The following is a 16784-nucleotide window of genomic DNA, read 5'->3' on the forward strand; positions in this document are numbered from 1 at the left end:
TAAACGATAGATTATTGAAAATTTACAAATAATTTAGTTGACTAAAGTAAAAGATGCTGCTAAAATAACAAGTAACTTTATTTGGATTTGTATTTTTAAAATGATAAAGTATAAAAGCGATGAAGGTGAGGGGTATGTGCGTAGGCTTAAGAGAGCCGGTGGTTGGTGCAAACCGGTGCCGAGGCGCATATTAGATCGCTCTGGAGCTGTATAGCTGAACGGCGGTAAGCTTATTAGGCTATACCGGGATTACCCGTTACAGGTCAAGTTGTATAACTTGGTGAGGCTATTGCCGTGAGGTAATAGCGAAAACAGGTGGTACCGCGTGGAGGAAATCCCCGCCCTGTGCTTTCAGGGCGGGGAATGATTTTTATAGGGGGTGATAATTTGCACATTATATCTGTCCTTGTTAACAATCATCCAGGAGTCTTGTCAAGGGTAGTAGGTCTTTTTTCAAGGAGAGGCTATAACATTGAAAGCCTTGCAGTAGGTACGACAGAAAAAGAAGACATCTCAAGGATAACTTTGACAGTGGAAGGAGATGATTATACAGTTACCCAGGTGATAAGGCAACTTAATAAACTTGTAGATGTGTTGAAAGTACAAAACATAGGAGCAAGGGATAATGTTTCTCGAGAATTGCTGTTAGTTAAAGTGGGTTATGATTCAAATACAAGGGATGACATAATGCACATTGTAGATACTTTTAGAGCAAAAGTTATAGATATTTCAATGGACTCATTGATTATAGAAATTACCGGAGATAGTGAAAAGATTAATGCTTTTATAAATCTCATAAGCAAATTTGAAGTAAAAGAGCTGGTAAGAACAGGCCTTGTAGCTTTAGAAAGAGGCAATAAATCATTAAAAGAATATGAGGGGGAATTGTAATGGCAAAGATGTATTATGACAAAGATGCAGATTTAAATTTACTTAAAAACAAAAAAATCGCAATAATAGGTTTTGGAAGTCAGGGTCATGCTCATGCATTAAATTTGAAAGATTCTGGACTTGATGTAGTAGTTGGCCTTTACGAGGGAAGTAAATCAAAAGAAAGAGCAGAAAAAGAGGGGCTGCGAGTTTATACAGTTGAGGAAGCAGCTAAAGTAGCAGATATCATAATGATACTGATACCGGATGAAAAGCAGGCAAAAGTCTATAAAGAAAGCATAGAAAAAAATCTTACAGAAGGTAAAGCTCTCGCCTTTGCTCATGGGTTTAATATTCACTTTAAACAGATTGTTCCTCCAAAAAATGTGGATGTGTTTATGGTAGCTCCAAAAGGACCAGGACACCTTGTAAGAAGGGTATACCAAGAAGGAAAGGGAGTTCCAAATCTTGTAGCAGTGTATCAAGATTACACAGGGAAGGCTTTTGACTTAGCTTTAGCCTATGCAAAGGGAATAGGAGGTACAAGAGCAGGTGTCATTGAGACTACTTTTAAAGAGGAGACAGAAACAGACCTCTTTGGGGAGCAGGCTGTCCTTTGTGGTGGAGTTACTGAACTCATGAAAGCAGGATTTGAAACATTGGTAGAAGCTGGTTATCAGCCAGAAATAGCTTATTTCGAATGTGTGCATGAAATGAAACTTATAGTTGACCTCATATACGAAGGCGGTTTTAGTTATATGAGATATTCTATTTCGGATACTGCAGAATTTGGAGACTATATGACAGGTAAGAGGATAATAACAGAAGAGACTCGAAAAGAGATGAAAAAAGTTTTGTCAGAAATACAATCAGGAAAATTTGCAAAAGAGTGGCTTTTAGAAAATCAGGTAGGAAGACCACAGTACAATGCTATAAAAGATAAAGAGGCAAATCATCTTATTGAAAAAGTCGGCAAAGGTTTGAGAGAAATGATGGCTTGGATTAAAAAAGAATGAATAAGGAGGTAGATAGGCGATGGGGGTCAAAAGAGTCATTGTTTTTGACACTACGTTACGAGATGGTGAGCAGACTCCTGGCGTCAACTTTAACATTAACGATAAATTTGAAATAGCAAAACAGTTGGTATCCTTAGGAGTTGATGTCATAGAAGCAGGATTTCCAGCAGCTTCTAATGGAGATTTTGAAGCAGTTAAAAATATTGCTGATAAATTGAAAGGTGTTACTATTGCTGCAATGGCAAGGTCTGTAAAAGAGGATATAGACAGAGCTAGCAGCGCTTTGAAAAATGCTGAAAGGTCGAGATTACACGTTTTTATCGCAACTTCTGATATACATCTTAAATACAAACTTAAGATGTCAAGAGAAGAAATGCTTGAAAAAGCCGTTGAAATGGTAAAATACGCAAAAGGAAAATTTGATGAGATTCAATTTTCAGCAGAAGACGCTTCAAGGACTGATTGGGATTTCTTAGTAAAAGTTTTTAGTGAGGTAATTGATGCAGGAGCAAATGTAATAAATGTGCCCGATACTGTGGGATATGCGATGCCAAGAGAATTTGGAGAACTCATAAAATACATCAGGAATAATGTTCCCAACATCGATGGAGTAATGATAAGTGCTCATTGTCACAATGATTTAGGAATGGCTGTAGCGAATTCTTTGTCTGCCATAGAAAACGGAGCAACTCAGGTAGAAGTGACTGTAAACGGAATAGGAGAAAGGGCAGGAAATGCAGCTATGGAAGAAGTAGTGATGGCATTAAATACGAGAAAAGATTATTTTGGCCTTGTTCACGGAATAAACACTAAAGAGATATACAATACAAGCAAATTGGTAAGCGAACTTACAGGAATTAAACTCCAACCTAATAAAGCAATTGTAGGTGCTAATGCTTTTAGACATCAAGCGGGAATTCACCAACATGGAGTTATAAACAACAGAGCTACTTATGAAATAATGAAACCAGAGGACATTGGAATAATTCCAGATACTTTTGCATTAGGTAAGCTTTCAGGAAGAAATGCTTTTGAATTGAAAGTCAGACAATTGGGGTACAATAATCTTTCACCAGGAGAATTAAGTGATGCTTTTAGAAGGTTTAAAGATTTGGCAGACAGAAAAAAGGTCATTGTGGATGAGGATATAAGATTTGTTGTTGAAGAGACTTTGGAAGAGTTTAGGAGTTTTAAGGAGGGAGAAGCTTGGGCTTAACATTGACACAAAAGATATTGTCAGCAAAAGTTGGTAGAGAAGTAAAACCAGGGGAGTTAATTGAAGTTGATGTGGATATGGTGTTAGGCAATGACGTCACTGCTCCTGTTGCTATAAAGGAGTTTGAAAAGATAGGCATTGATAGAGTTTTTGACAATACAAAAATTGCCCTTGTTCCTGATCATTTTGTTCCTAATAAAGATATAAAATCGGCGGAGCAAGTGAATATAATGAGAAAATTTGCAAAAAAACATGGAATAGTAAATTTCTTTGAAGTAGGGCAAATGGGAATAGAGCACGCACTTTTACCCGAAAAAGGACTTGTACTTCCTGGGGATGTTGTCATAGGTGCCGATTCTCATACTTGTACCTATGGCGCTCTTACTTGTTTTTCTACAGGAGTTGGAAGCACTGACATGGCGGCAGCGATGGCGACAGGCAAGGCTTGGTTTAAAGTGCCAGAAGCTATAAAATTTGTGTTAAAAGGCAATTTGCAAAAATGGGTAAGCGGAAAAGATGTTATCTTGTATATAATCGGAAAAATAGGAGTTGACGGAGCTTTATACAAATCTATGGAATTTACAGGGAATATAAAAGCTTTGTCAATGGACGATAGATTCACAATCGCCAATATGGCAATAGAAGCAGGGGCTAAAAACGGTATTTTCGATTTTGACGAAATTACCGAAGCATATGTTAAAGGGAGAGCAAAAAGAGAGTATAAGGTATTTGAAAGGGATGTAGATGCTGAGTACAGTGAGGTTTATGAGATAAGTTTGGATGAGATAAGGCCTCAAGTAGCATTTCCTCATTTGCCTGAAAACACCAGAAATATTGATGAGGTTGGAAAAGTAAAAATAGACCAAGTTGTTATTGGTTCTTGTACCAATGGACGCATATCAGACATGGAGATAGCTTATAAGATATTGAAAGGCAAAAAGGTTCATCCTGATGTAAGACTTTTAATTTTTCCCGCAACACAGGAAATATACTTAGAATGTGTTAAAAGAGGTTACATCGAAGAGTTTATAAAAGCAGGTGCGGCAGTATCTACTCCTACTTGTGGACCTTGCCTTGGCGGACATATGGGAATTTTGGCTAAAGGAGAAAGGGCACTGGCTACTACTAATAGAAATTTTGTAGGAAGAATGGGACATCCTGAGAGTGAAGTGTATCTTTCAAGTCCAGCTGTTGCGGCGGCTTCAGCTATTGCAGGATATATCGTAAGTCCAGAGGAGGTATAATGATGCAGGGGAAAGCCATAAAATACGGGGACAATATAGATACAGATGTTATAATACCAGCAAGGTATTTAAACACATCAGACCCACAAGAATTGGCACAGCATTGCATGGAAGATTTAGACAAAGAGTTTAAAAACAAAGTTCAAGAAGGAGATATACTGGTTGTAGGTGAAAATTTTGGTAGTGGTTCTTCTAGAGAGCACGCGCCAATCGCTATTAAAGCATCTGGTATATCCTGTATAATTGCTAAGTCGTTTGCAAGAATTTTTTTCAGAAATGCGATAAATATAGGGCTTCCGATATTAGAATGCAAAGAGGCAGTAGATGGGATTGAAGAAGGTGATATTGTTTTGGTTGATACAGATAATGGAATTATAAAAAATTTAACTAAAGGGACAGAATTTAAAGCTCAACCCTTTCCTGACTTTATAAAAGAAATAATGAAATATGGTGGACTTATAAATTATGTCAGAGAGAAGGTGTGACATTGTTTAAAATTGCAGTGCTGCCTGGAGATGGAATTGGACCTGAGGTCATAGAAGAAGGGTTAAAAGTTTTGTCTGCTATAGAAGACAAGTACAAACTTAAATTTGATGTAAAAAAGTATCCTTTTGGGGGAGAAGCTATAGACAAATATGGCGTTCCCTATCCGGAAGAGACAAAAAATGCATGTCTTTCTAGTGATGCTGTTCTTTTGGGAGCAGTAGGGGGGCCTAAATGGGATGACCTTGAGGGGGATAAAAGGCCAGAAGCGGGTCTTCTGGCTTTAAGAAAAAGCCTAGGGGTTTATGCAAATCTAAGACCTGCTGTTCTTTATCCTCCTTTAAAAGAAGCTTCTCCTTTAAAAAACGAGTTATTACAAGAGGGTTTAGATATTCTTGTGGTAAGAGAACTTACTGGTGGTATTTATTTTGGACCAAGAGGAATAGTTGCTATAGATTATGGCTTTAAGGCTTATGATACAGAAGTGTACCAGACTTCAGAGATAGAAAGGATAGCGGTTATTGCCTTTGAAGCGGCTTTAAAGAGGAAAAAGAAAGTCACTTCTGTAGACAAGGCAAACATTTTAGATTCTTCAAGATTGTGGAGAAAAACGGTAGAAGAAATAAGTAAGAGATATCCTGATGTTGAGTTAAACCATATGTATGTAGATAACTGTGCTATGCAACTAATTAAAAATCCTTCTCAATTTGATGTAATTCTTACTTCCAATATGTTTGGCGATATTTTAAGTGACGAGGCTTCCCAACTTACAGGTTCTATAGGTATGCTTCCTTCTGCTAGCTTAAGAGAAGATAAAGTGGGACTTTATGAACCTATACACGGTTCTGCTCCTGATATTGCTGGAACAAAGAAGGCAAATCCTTTAGCTACAATACTGTCAGTTGCTATGATGTTGGAATATTCTTTTAATCTACTTGATGCTGCTAATGACATAAAGGATGCAGTAAATAAAGTTTTAGAGGCAGGTTATAGGACTTTTGATTTAGGAAAAGGAATAATTTTAAATACCCAACAAATGGGAGATAAAGTGGTGGAGTATATAAAGGGGTGAGGATATTGGTAAGTGATAGCATAAAAAAGGGAGTTGAAAAGGCGCCACATAGGTCACTTTTATATGCTTTAGGCTTGACTTATGAAGAAATAAAAAGGCCGATTATCGGTGTAGCAAATTCAAAAAACGAAATTATACCAGGACATATTCACCTTGATAAAATAGCTGAGGCTGTAAAAGCAGGCATCAGAATGGCAGGAGGAACGCCTATAGAATTTTCCACTATCGGCGTTTGTGATGGTATTGCCATGAACCATAAAGGTATGAAATATTCACTGGGAAGCAGAGAACTTATAGCAGATAGCATTGAAATTATGGCAACAGCACACGGATTTGATGGGCTTGTGCTGATTCCCAATTGCGACAAAATAGTGCCGGGAATGCTTATGGCAGCAGCACGCCTAAATATTCCTGCAATAGTTGTAAGCGGAGGCCCAATGCTTGCAGGAAAGTGTAATGGAGAGGTGTGCGATTTAAGCAGCGTCTTTGAAGCTGTAGGAGCACATAAAATAGGGAAAATCTCAGAGGAAGACCTTTATAAAATAGAACTTAATGCTTGTCCTACTTGTGGGTCCTGTTCAGGAATGTTTACGGCAAATACTATGAATTGCTTGACAGAAGCTTTAGGATTAGGGCTTCCGGGAAATGGCACAATTCCTGCGGTTTATTCTGAAAGAATAAGACTTGCAAAACAAGCTGGAATAAAAATCATGGAGCTTGTAGAGAGAGGAATTAAGCCTTCTTATATAATCACAAAAGAGGCATTCATAAACGCCTTTAGTTTAGACATGGCTTTAGGCGGTTCCACAAATACAATTTTGCATTTAAAGGCTATAGCCCATGAGGCAGGGGTAGAAATATCTCTTGATGAAATAAACGATATAAGCGGGAGAGTGCCTAATTTGTGTAAGTTAAGTCCTGCAGGTAAATACCACATAGAGGACTTGTATTTTGCAGGGGGAGTATCGGCTGTTTTAAAAGAACTGACGAAAGCTAATCTTATAAATACTGAAGCGTTAACAGTTACAGGAAAGACATTAGGAGAGAATATAAAAGACGCGAAAGTTTTAAATCATGATGTGATAAGGCCAATAGACAACCCTTACAGCAGTACTGGAGGTCTTGCGATACTGTACGGGAACATTGCAAGAGAAGGAGCTGTTGTAAAAGCATCTGCTGTAGCAAAAGAGATGTTAAGACACGAAGGGCCAGCAAAGGTGTTTAATTCTGAGGAAGAAGCCATAGCTGCAATATATGGAGGAAAAATACAAAAAGGCGATGTAGTTGTAATAAGGTATGAAGGGCCAAAAGGTGGGCCGGGAATGAGAGAAATGTTAAGTCCTACTTCAGCCCTTGCAGGTATGGGACTTGACAAAGATGTCGCTCTTATAACAGACGGCAGGTTTTCAGGTGCAACAAGAGGGGCTTCAATAGGACATGTATCTCCAGAGGCTATGGAAGGGGGAGAAATAGCGATTATTGAAGATGGGGATATTATTGAAATTGATATTCCCGCAAGAAAAATTAATGTGAAATTAACTGATGAGGAGATTAAAGAAAGAATGAAAAGATGGGTAAGACCTGAACCAAAGATAAAAACTGGTTATATGGCAAGATATGCAGAACAAGTGACTTCTGCAAATACAGGTGCAGTTTTTAAGGGGGGAGGTATATGAAGTTAAAAGGAGCGCAAGTAATTATAGAAGTTTTAAAAGAGATGGGCGTTGATACTATATTTGGCATACCAGGAGGGGCAGTTATTCCCATTTATGATGCTCTTTATGACTCTGATATAAGGCATATTTTAGCTACTCACGAGCAAATGGCAGCCCATATGGCAGATGGCTATGCAAGAGTTACTGGAAGAGTAGGGGTTTGTTTTGCTACCTCTGGCCCTGGTTCTACCAATCTTGTTACGGGTATAGCCAACGCTTATATGGATTCTGTACCTGTTGTGGCGATAACAGGACAGGTGCCTACAAATCTTATAGGAAAGGATGCTTTTCAAGAAGTAGATATAACAGGTATTACAATGCCTATAACTAAACACAACTTTATTGTAAAGTCTCCTGATAAATTAACAGATACTATAAGACAGGCATTTGCAATTGCTAAGAGTGGAAGACCAGGTCCTGTATTAGTAGATATTCCAAAAGATATACAAAACGCCGATATAGAATATGTAAAGGGAATAGGAGATAGTATTGATATAAAAAACGATATCAATGGAGTAGTTTCGCAAAAAGAATTAGACAAAGCTATAGAGCTTATTTTACAAAGTAAAAAACCTGTAATCTTTGCAGGAGGAGGAGTGATTTGGGGAGAAGCATCAAACGAACTCGTAGAATTTGCCGAGAAGACCAATATACCTGTTGCTACTTCTTTGATGGGATTGGGAGCTTTTCCAGAAGACCATCCTTTGTCATTAGGTCTTATTGGTATGCATGGAAGCAGATTTGCGAATTTGGCTGTGTATAAATCAGACCTTGTGATAGCGATAGGGACGAGATTTAGCGACAGAGTTGCTGGCAAAGCAGGAGGACTTGCACCAAATGCTAAAATAATCCATATTGATATTGACCCTGCAGAATTAGGGAAAAATGTAGAAGTAGATGTAGCAATTATAGGTAAAGTAAAAGAAGTTTTAAGACTCTTAATGAATAAACTTTCATTCATTGAAAGAAAGGAATGGTTAGAGGAAATTTCTTTCTTAAAAGAAAAGCACGGATTAAAATACAAAAACGATGAAGTTTTAAGGCCTCAGTGGATAGTAGAAAAAATTCAAGAGCTTTCATACGATGACCTTATAATAGCCACTGAGGTGGGACAAAATCAAATGTGGGCTGCCCAGTTTTATAAATTTAAACAATCCAGGACTTTTGTCACCTCAGGAGGATTAGGGGCAATGGGCTTTGGACTTCCTGCTGCAATAGGAGCGCAAGTAGGAAGGCCAGATAAAAGAGTTGTAAACATTGCAGGTGATGGAAGTCTGAGAATGAATATACATGCCTTAGAAACAGCTGCTGTGTATAATCTTCCGGTTATAACAGTACTACTCAATAACCAAACTTTAGGCATGGTAAGACAATGGCAAAACCTTTTGTATGACAAGAGATTTTCCCACACAGATTTGAACGCAAATTTGAATTTTGCTAAGCTCGCAAACGACTTTGGAGTAGAAGGAATAAGAGTTACAACAAAAGAAGAATTTGAAAAAGCCTTCAAAAAAGCCTATTGCGAAAAAAGACCTTTTATGATAGAATGTATTATAAATAAAGACGAGATGGTGCTTCCATTTATTCCTGCAGGTGGAACTGTTGAAAATACAATTGGATAAAACCTTCGGGGATCGGTGAAATTCCGTACCGGCGGTATAGCCCGCGAGCCTTTTGGCAGACTCGGTGAAATTCCGAGGCCGACAGTTAAAGTCTGGATGGGAGAAGGAGAAATATTCCCCAGGGGATATATTCTCTGGGGTTTTTTAACCCTGAAGGTTTAACCTTCAGGATTTTTTAGTATAGGAGGGATTAAATTGGAAGAATATATGAAAAGGGCTTTAACACTGGCTGAAAAAGGATGGGGACATACAAACCCTAATCCACTTGTGGGTGCTGTAATAGTTAAAAATGGAAAAATAATAGGTGAGGGTTATCATGAATATTTTGGAGGGCCACATGCTGAAGTAAATGCATTAAAAAATGCAGTTGAAGATGTCAAAGGTTCTACTATGTTTGTAACACTTGAACCTTGCAGCCATTATGGCAAAACGCCTCCTTGTGTTGAAGAAATAATTAAATCTGGCATTAAGAGAGTGTATATAGCGATGGAAGACCCAAATCCTAAAGTTAGCGGGAACGGTATAAAAAGGTTAAAAGAGGCGGGAATAGAAGTACATGTGGGGATAATGGAGAAAAAAGCGAGGAAACTCAACGAAATATTTGTTAAATATATTACGACAAAATTTCCATTTGTGATAGTAAAATCTGCTATGAGTATTGATGGTAAGATTGCTTGTTATAATGGAAATTCTAAATGGATTACAAATGAGAAATCAAGAAAATTTGCTCATAAAATAAGAGGACGTGTATCCGCGATTATGGTTGGGGTAAATACAGTAATTAAGGATAACCCAATGCTTACAACAAGGTTGGAGGGGTATAAAAGTCCTGTAAGGATTATTGTGGATAGTAGAGGTAGAATTCCATTTGACTCAAATGTAATAAGAGACAAAACGGCAAAAACGATAATTGCTACAACAGAACTTATGCCAAACAATGTGAGAAAGAAGCTTGAAGATATGGATATTGAAGTTATTATATTAAAGAACGACAATGGAAAAGTACCTTTAAAAGAGCTAATGATAAAACTTGGAGAGAGGGGGATTGATAGTGTATTGATTGAAGGCGGTGGGACATTAAATTGGTCTGCACTTAAAGAGGGAATTGTTGATAAAGTTATGTTTTTTATATCACCTAGAATAATAGGAGGAAAAAATGCTTTAACACCTGTAGAAGGTATAGGCTTTTCGGATATAGGAAATTCAATAGAATTAAAAGATGTGGAGATTGATAGAATAGATGATGATATACTAATAACAGCATATGTAAGAAAGTAGGTTATGGCGTATGTTTACTGGAATTATAGAAGAAACAGGAACTGTTAAAAATATTATACATGGTACTTTTACAAAAATTGTTATAAAATGTAGTAAAGTCCTTGAGGGAACAAAAATAGGTGATAGTATAGCAGTTAACGGTGTATGTTTAACTGTTACTAATATGTCAAACGAAAGTTTTGCAGCTGACGTTATGCCTGAAACCATGAGAGCAAGCAATTTAAAAGATTTAAAAATTGGAAGCATTGTCAATCTTGAAAGAGCACTTCAAGTTGGAAGGAGAATGGGTGGGCATATCGTAACTGGTCATATAGATTGCGTTGGAAAAATCATAGACAAAAGGCAGGAAAAAAATGCTTTTATATTTAAGATAGCTATCAATAAAGAATTTACAAAATACATTGCCCGTAAGGGAAGTATTGCGGTTGATGGTATAAGTTTAACGGTTGTTGAGGATGGATATGATTATTTTACTGTTTCAGTTATTCCACATACAATGCTTAAGACCACATTGGGTTATAAAGGGGTAGGAGATAGTGTAAATATCGAAGTTGATATACTTTCTAAGTATGTAGAAAAACTAATAGGGAAAAAGGATATAAAAGATTTATTAAAAGAAAATGGATTTATATAGATGTTGATGACTTCTCTAAGTTAAGGAGGAAAGACCAATGTTTGATAGGATAGAAGATGCAATAGAAGATATAAAGCAAGGGAAAATGATTATTGTGGTAGATGATGAAAATAGGGAAAATGAAGGCGACTTAGTTATGGCAGCAGAAAAAGTTACAGGAGAACACATTAATTTTATGATAAAATATGGACGGGGTCTTGTATGTGTTCCGATGACAGAAAAGAGACTTAATGAGCTTGGCATTTACCAAATGGTTGAGAATAACACTGACCATAAAGAAACTGCTTTTACTGTATCTGTAGATTATAAAGAATGTACCACTGGTATTTCTGCATTTGAAAGAGCACTGACGGTGAAGAAATTAGTAGATGATAATTCAAAACCAGAAGATTTTACAAAGCCGGGACATATTTTTCCTTTAAGAGCCAAAGATGGTGGTGTATTAGTAAGAGCAGGGCATACAGAAGCGGCTGTAGACCTTGCAGTTCTTGCAGGACTCAAACCCGCTGGAGTAATATGCGAAATCATAAAAGACGATGGAAATATGGCAAGGTTGCCTGACCTTTTGGAGTTTGCAAAAAAATTTGGATTGAGAATTATATCTATTGAAGATTTGATAAAGTACAGAATGAAAAATGAAATACTTGTGAGAAGGGTAGCGCAGGCGAAACTTCCAACTAAGTATGGGAATTTTGAAATTGTTGGATATGAAGAAATATTAACAAGGAAACAGCATGTAGCTTTGATTAAAGGAGATATAAATAAAGAACCTGTACTTGTGAGGATACATTCTGAATGTCTTACAGGGGATATCTTGGGGTCGTTAAGATGTGACTGTGGTGACCAGCTTCATGCGGCAATGGAAAGAATAGGACAGGAAGGAGGAGTACTAGTTTATCTGAGGCAGGAAGGAAGGGGTATAGGACTTTTAAACAAGATTAAAGCGTATCATCTGCAGGATCAAGGGCTTGATACTGTTGAAGCGAATATTAAGCTTGGTTTTCCACCCGATTTAAGAGAATACAGTATAGCTGCACAGATTTTGAAAGATATAGGAGTTAAAAAGATAAGGATTATGACAAATAATCCGCAAAAAATTATGGAATTATCAGACTATGGTCTTGATGTTGTAGAAAGGGTTTCTATAGAAATTTGTCCAAATCATTATAATGAAAAATACCTCAAAACAAAAAAGGAAAGAATGGGACATCTAATTTTGGAAGTGTAAAATGCTACAAAAAAATGAATTAAATGTAATTATTAAGTATATAATGAAAGAATATTAATAAGGAGAGTGTATAGTTTATGAAAATATATGAAGGAAAACTTATAGCAGAAGGAAAGAAATTTGGAATTGTGGTAAGCAGATTCAATGAATTTATAACGAACAAACTTCTCGAAGGGGCACTTGATGCCCTAAAAAGGCATGGTGCTTTAAATGAAGACATTGAAATTGCGTGGGTACCTGGAGCATTTGAAATACCACTTATAGCTAAAAAGATGGCTGAATCTAAAAGATATGATGCAGTAATTGCACTTGGAGCAGTGATAAGAGGAGAGACACCCCATTTTGATTATGTTGCAAATGAGGTATCAAAAGGTATTGCAAAAATATCTCTTGATACAGAAGTTCCAGTTATATTTGGTGTTCTTACCACAGATACAATTGAGCAAGCTATTGTAAGGGCGGGAACAAAAGGTGGCAATAAAGGTTTTGAGGCAGCCGTTACCGCAATAGAGATGGCAAATCTAATGGAGGAAATAAAATAAGGGCAAATGCCCTTATTTTATTTCCAAGGAGGGATAATTTCTGCTCTTTGGAGAGCTTTAAATACTACTACAAATACAGGTCCTATTATAAGTCCTAAAGCACCGAAAAGTTTTGCACCTATAAACATAGATAAAAGCGTAACAAGAGGATGAAGTCCGATACTCTGACCTACAATCTTAGGCTCTATAATTTGTCTTACAACTACCACCAAGCCGTACAGTATTAAAAGATATATCCCTACCATGTAGTTTTTCATTATGATGTTATAAAGCGCCCATGGTACCATGACAGCACCAGAACCTAGTACGGGCAATGCATCTACAATGGTTACAAGAAGACCCAATAGAAATGGGTAGTCAAAACCTATCATTGCAAGGCCTATGGAAACTTCCAAAAAGGTTATAAGCATTATTGTTGCTACTGCTCTAAGGTATCCGAAAAATGTCTTTAAAAGGTTTACCTGAATACTTTTTGCATGCTGTGCCCAATGAGATGGAATCTGCCTTTTTATAAAATCTAGTATAAGCTGTTTATCTTTGCTTATAAAAAAAGTAGCAACAAGTGTTATCAAAGTCATAAAGAAAAAGTTAGGCAATTTTGTTGCAAAATTCAAAAGCCATGTAGCAAGATTTTTTGCAAATAATGATACATAGTTTAAAATCGACTGCATGTTGCTTTCAATAAGGGATGTAATATTTGGGGGCAATGATATGTAATACATTCTTATTCTGTCAACAAGATTTAAAATTATGTCATTAATAGTATTTGCATAATTTGTGCTTATTTCCGCAAGAGAACTTAGTTCATATATAAGTTGTGTTATTGATATTGCAATAAGTGATCCTATCACACCTATTAATATCAAAAGTAAAATAAAGGATGCTAATCCTCTCGGCACCTTTAATTTTTTCTCTAAGAAATTTACACCAGGATCGATTATCACAGCGAGAAGTAAAGCCACTACAAATGGCATCAAGAAAGGAATAATTTTAAATATGATTAAGTAAAATATAATAAAAACAGCAACAATGAGCAGTGTTTTTTTTATTATATCACCGTATCTCAATAGAAAATTATTCACCGTTTTAACCTGGTTACCCAAACTGTACAAAACTGACAGTTTAGGCAGCTGGGGTATTTGTAGTCCGCCCTTCAGGCTTTCCCAGCCCCAGCAGGCGGTTTTTGGAAAAGCCATAGCCCCTGCCCCAAGAAGCAGGAACTTGCGCCCTTACGAGTCTCCCCACTTGCCCTGAATTAATAATTCCTTCAGGACAGAGAAGTCTCTTGGTACTTTCTCAGGGGAGAGTGGTGTCACCACCGCTACCTTGAGAACTTGCCAGAAATCATAGGTACTAAAACTTGTTTCGTACAGAGGTCTTAGCACCCTTTCTGACTCACTCCCAAGGCTTTGTATAAATTTTATTGCTTTGTTTATTTCCATTAAATGCTTTTTCTTTAAATGCTTATTTTTGACTGTATATTTTACATGTTCTTTTAACTCTTCTAATTCCTTTTCAGTCAATGTGTTGAGGAAGTTTACATAGTTATTCGGTATCTTTTCTTCTTTGCCTAATCCTCTTCTTGCTATTACATAGGCTGCTGCTATGTCTTTTGTTGTCATATACTGTGGTGCATATTTTAACATCCCTATTATTGAGGTGTAAGAAGGATTGACTTCTATTACTTCTATCCCTTCTCTTTTTGCTAGTGTTTTTATTTTTGAAAGAAGTGATTTGTAGCTAAAGTTATGTCTTATTCTCCTTGATTTTCTTCCTGAAAAGTCTCCTCTTTTTCCTTTTTCTTTTATGTCCAATTCTTCAATCACAATCGCTTTTCGTTTTTCTTTTGCTATTTTTACTATCTCATGGGCATACTGCCATCTAAAGTATTCTCTTTTGTCTTTATTTCCACTTGATAGCTCTGGCATTGGTATCTTATCATAACTTATTAGATTTCCTTTTTCATCTGTCTCTGCCCATGATATGTTGTCTGGATATGCATTTACATCTATTCCTATGACCCCTTTTTCTTTTGTTATTTTTGTTTCTGGATATTCTTCTTCAATAGAAAAATAGGCGTATATGCTGCCATTTTTGAGTTTTAATTCTACAGAGTAAGGTATGTTTGATTCGGCGATTTCCTGTAGGAGTTCTTCTCTGCTCTTATTCTTTTTATAGCCTGCTTCTATTTTGGCATATATGTATTTTCTTTTTCCCACATTTATCCTTAAAAAAATGCCATTTTCTTTTACTTCTATTCTTGTGTTGAGATTTCCTTTCTTGCTTTTATCTCCTCTTGAATAGAGATTTCCTTTTCTTTTCTCTTGCCATTTTGTTTTTAGCTTTTGATACTCTTTCCCAGTTATATGGCGTTTTTGAAGTTTTTTAAATAAATCTTTCTCTCCAAAAATTACTTTCTTTGGATTATTCCCTAATTCTTTGGAGGATTCTAATACGCTTCTTGCTTTCATTATTGCGTCATCTACGTATCTTGAGTTTAAATTGAAAATTCCCTGAAGGTCTCTTTTTAATGTGTTTCTATCATAGCCTTGTAGAAGCCTTTTGTACGCAAATCTTATACATGATGACCATCTTCTCATTAAATCCAGCACTATTTGTTTGTCTTGTTAAGTTAGGAAAATAAGTTTAGCCTGTATTACTATCATGTTTTTTTGCCCCTTTGTCTTTTTGATGTTCTAACAAGTATTGTCAATCTTCCTTTTTCTTCGATTCATTAATGTAATTTTGTTTATATCGCATAGTTTTAATCTTTTTATGTTTAATAGCACTTATCATCACTTAATTAAAACTATACCGTTTTTTACTTTTTATTTCAACTGTTGATACCTCCTTTCTCTTTATTATAATATGAGAATTAATGAAAGTCTATTGTAAAAATAAAAAATCCGCCGAAACGGATTTTTAAAGGGCGGTTTTTATTTTTGCTATTTCTTTTGACTTTTGGGCGAGCTCCCTTCGCGTTATAATTCCTTTTTCTACTAATAAATCTATTAAAGAAAGTAAAGCCAGCAAGTTTTTGTACTCTGTATCTTTTATTTCTGCCAAATCTAAAAGATATTCTATTTCTCTCATTTTACATCTCTCCCAAATAATTCTTTAATTTTATTATTGACATATATTAGAAAAATATGCATACAAAATAAAAAAATTAGAATTTGTTTGAAGTTTATGCTATAATATCACTGTACTTTTAAGTGAGGAGAGAAAATATGAGCAAAAACATAAAAAAGGAAATATTAAGCTGGATATTTACTATAGCTCTTGCTTTTTTGATTGCACTGTTTATAAGGACTTATGTTTTTGAATTGGTAGATGTACCCACAGGTTCAATGTTAAATACTATTCAAATAAATGATAAATTCATTGTAAACAAGTTTATATACAGGTTTGAACCTGTAAAACGAGGAGATATTGTAGTATTTCGCTTTCCTGACGACCCAAAAGTTAATTTTGTAAAAAGAGTTATTGGCATTGGTGGAGATGTGATTGAAATAAAAAATGGTCAGTTAATAAGAAATGGAAAAGTAGTTAAGGAGCCCTATATAAAAGAACCTATGAAAGGCAATTTTGGACCATATGTCGTCCCACCGGGTCATTATTTTATGTTAGGTGATAATAGAAATGAGTCTATGGACAGTAGATTTTGGCAGCACAAGTATGTATCAAAAGACCAAATTTTGGGCAAAATAGTTTTTAGAATTTGGCCTCCTGATCGAATTGGTTCTATGTCTGGAAAATAGTTATTGAAAGTAGTGTTATAAAGTAGTATAATATTAAAAAACATAATATTGTCGGCAATGAAGGGACGAGTAGTAAGTATAAACTTTTAAGAGAGCTGGTGGT

The 16784-nt window shown here is 36.0% G+C and carries 16 protein-coding genes, 1 riboswitch and 2 other annotated features (1 of these 19 running past the window's edge); of the genes, 13 read left to right on the forward strand and 3 right to left on the reverse strand.

What is annotated here, in order from left to right; all coding sequences use genetic code 11:
* The first annotated feature begins 110 nt into the window (after positions 1-110).
* Positions 111-349, forward strand: a binding site (T-box leader).
* 38 nt (positions 350-387) lie between these two features.
* The 12 genes from ilvN to ribH all read left to right on the forward strand — a co-directional run bounded on the left by ilvN (position 388) and on the right by ribH (position 12920).
* Entirely contained in the window at positions 388-891 is a 504-nt protein-coding gene (ilvN, locus tag THEBR_RS00060) for an acetolactate synthase small subunit (protein WP_028986061.1), read from the forward strand.
* Positions 891-1886 carry a ketol-acid reductoisomerase gene (ilvC, locus tag THEBR_RS00065; RefSeq protein ID WP_003869982.1) on the forward strand — a complete coding sequence of 332 codons (996 nt, stop codon included), beginning with the start codon at positions 891-893 and terminating at the stop codon, positions 1884-1886. Before ilvN ends, ilvC begins: the two co-directional genes overlap by 1 nt.
* Before the next feature lie 19 nt (positions 1887-1905).
* Positions 1906-3102, forward strand: a complete 1197-nt coding sequence (locus THEBR_RS00070; protein WP_004399490.1) for a 2-isopropylmalate synthase — start codon at positions 1906-1908, stop codon at positions 3100-3102.
* On the forward strand, positions 3093-4346 hold the full coding sequence (gene leuC, locus THEBR_RS00075; RefSeq protein WP_003867394.1) for a 3-isopropylmalate dehydratase large subunit: 1254 nt from the start codon (positions 3093-3095) through the stop codon (positions 4344-4346). Before THEBR_RS00070 ends, leuC begins: the two co-directional genes overlap by 10 nt.
* 2 nt (positions 4347-4348) lie before the next feature.
* Positions 4349-4831 carry a 3-isopropylmalate dehydratase small subunit gene (gene leuD / locus THEBR_RS00080; protein ID WP_003867393.1) on the forward strand — a complete coding sequence of 161 codons (483 nt, stop codon included), beginning with the start codon at positions 4349-4351 and terminating at the stop codon, positions 4829-4831.
* A 2-nt stretch (positions 4832-4833) separates the two neighbouring features.
* On the forward strand, positions 4834-5901 hold the full coding sequence (gene leuB, locus THEBR_RS00085; RefSeq protein ID WP_003867392.1) for a 3-isopropylmalate dehydrogenase: 1068 nt from the start codon (positions 4834-4836) through the stop codon (positions 5899-5901).
* 5 nt (positions 5902-5906) lie between these two features.
* The gene (gene ilvD, locus THEBR_RS00090; protein WP_041589940.1) at positions 5907-7577 is read left to right on the forward strand and encodes a dihydroxy-acid dehydratase; all 1671 of its coding nucleotides are present in this window, start codon (positions 5907-5909) and stop codon (positions 7575-7577) included.
* Positions 7574-9238 carry a biosynthetic-type acetolactate synthase large subunit gene (gene ilvB / locus THEBR_RS00095; protein WP_012268808.1) on the forward strand — a complete coding sequence of 555 codons (1665 nt, stop codon included), beginning with the start codon at positions 7574-7576 and terminating at the stop codon, positions 9236-9238. The genes ilvD and ilvB overlap by 4 nt, the downstream gene beginning before the upstream one ends.
* Positions 9236-9350, forward strand: a riboswitch (FMN riboswitch). It overlaps the preceding gene by 3 nt.
* 83 nt (positions 9351-9433) lie before the next feature.
* A complete protein-coding gene (gene ribD, locus THEBR_RS00100; RefSeq protein ID WP_012268809.1) occupies positions 9434-10516 on the forward strand; it encodes a bifunctional diaminohydroxyphosphoribosylaminopyrimidine deaminase/5-amino-6-(5-phosphoribosylamino)uracil reductase RibD in 1083 nt (360 codons plus the stop codon).
* Between the two features lie 10 nt (positions 10517-10526).
* Positions 10527-11150, forward strand: coding sequence for a riboflavin synthase (locus THEBR_RS00105; RefSeq protein ID WP_003867388.1), 624 nt, complete (start codon positions 10527-10529; stop codon positions 11148-11150).
* Between the two features lie 37 nt (positions 11151-11187).
* Complete coding sequence (locus THEBR_RS00110) at positions 11188-12378, forward strand: bifunctional 3,4-dihydroxy-2-butanone-4-phosphate synthase/GTP cyclohydrolase II (protein WP_003867387.1); 1191 nt, start codon at positions 11188-11190, stop codon at positions 12376-12378.
* Positions 12379-12455: 77 nt separating this feature from the next.
* Positions 12456-12920: a 6,7-dimethyl-8-ribityllumazine synthase gene (ribH, locus tag THEBR_RS00115; protein WP_012268810.1), complete on the forward strand. Its 465-nt coding sequence runs from the start codon at positions 12456-12458 to the stop codon at positions 12918-12920.
* Between the two features lie 17 nt (positions 12921-12937).
* On the opposite strand, the gene ytvI is transcribed toward ribH, so the two are convergent.
* From ytvI to THEBR_RS12190, 3 genes are all read right to left on the reverse strand, one after another.
* Positions 12938-14002: a sporulation integral membrane protein YtvI gene (ytvI, locus tag THEBR_RS00120; protein ID WP_013570754.1), complete on the reverse strand. Its 1065-nt coding sequence runs from the start codon at positions 14000-14002 to the stop codon at positions 12938-12940.
* A gap of 147 nt (positions 14003-14149) precedes the next feature.
* Positions 14150-15535, reverse strand: coding sequence for an IS200/IS605 family accessory protein TnpB-related protein (locus THEBR_RS00125; RefSeq protein WP_232195923.1), 1386 nt, complete (start codon positions 15533-15535; stop codon positions 14150-14152).
* A 307-nt stretch (positions 15536-15842) separates the two neighbouring features.
* Positions 15843-16013, reverse strand: coding sequence for a hypothetical protein (locus THEBR_RS12190; RefSeq protein WP_003867384.1), 171 nt, complete (start codon positions 16011-16013; stop codon positions 15843-15845).
* A 137-nt stretch (positions 16014-16150) separates the two neighbouring features.
* Between THEBR_RS12190 and lepB the strand changes: the two genes are divergently transcribed.
* Entirely contained in the window at positions 16151-16681 is a 531-nt protein-coding gene (lepB, locus tag THEBR_RS00130; protein WP_009052034.1) for a signal peptidase I, read from the forward strand.
* 48 nt (positions 16682-16729) lie between these two features.
* Positions 16730-16784 (forward strand) — a binding site (T-box leader) (it continues 136 nt past the right edge of the window).

The organism is Thermoanaerobacter brockii subsp. finnii Ako-1, assembly GCF_000175295.2.
Taxonomy (GTDB): domain Bacteria; phylum Bacillota; class Thermoanaerobacteria; order Thermoanaerobacterales; family Thermoanaerobacteraceae; genus Thermoanaerobacter; species Thermoanaerobacter pseudethanolicus.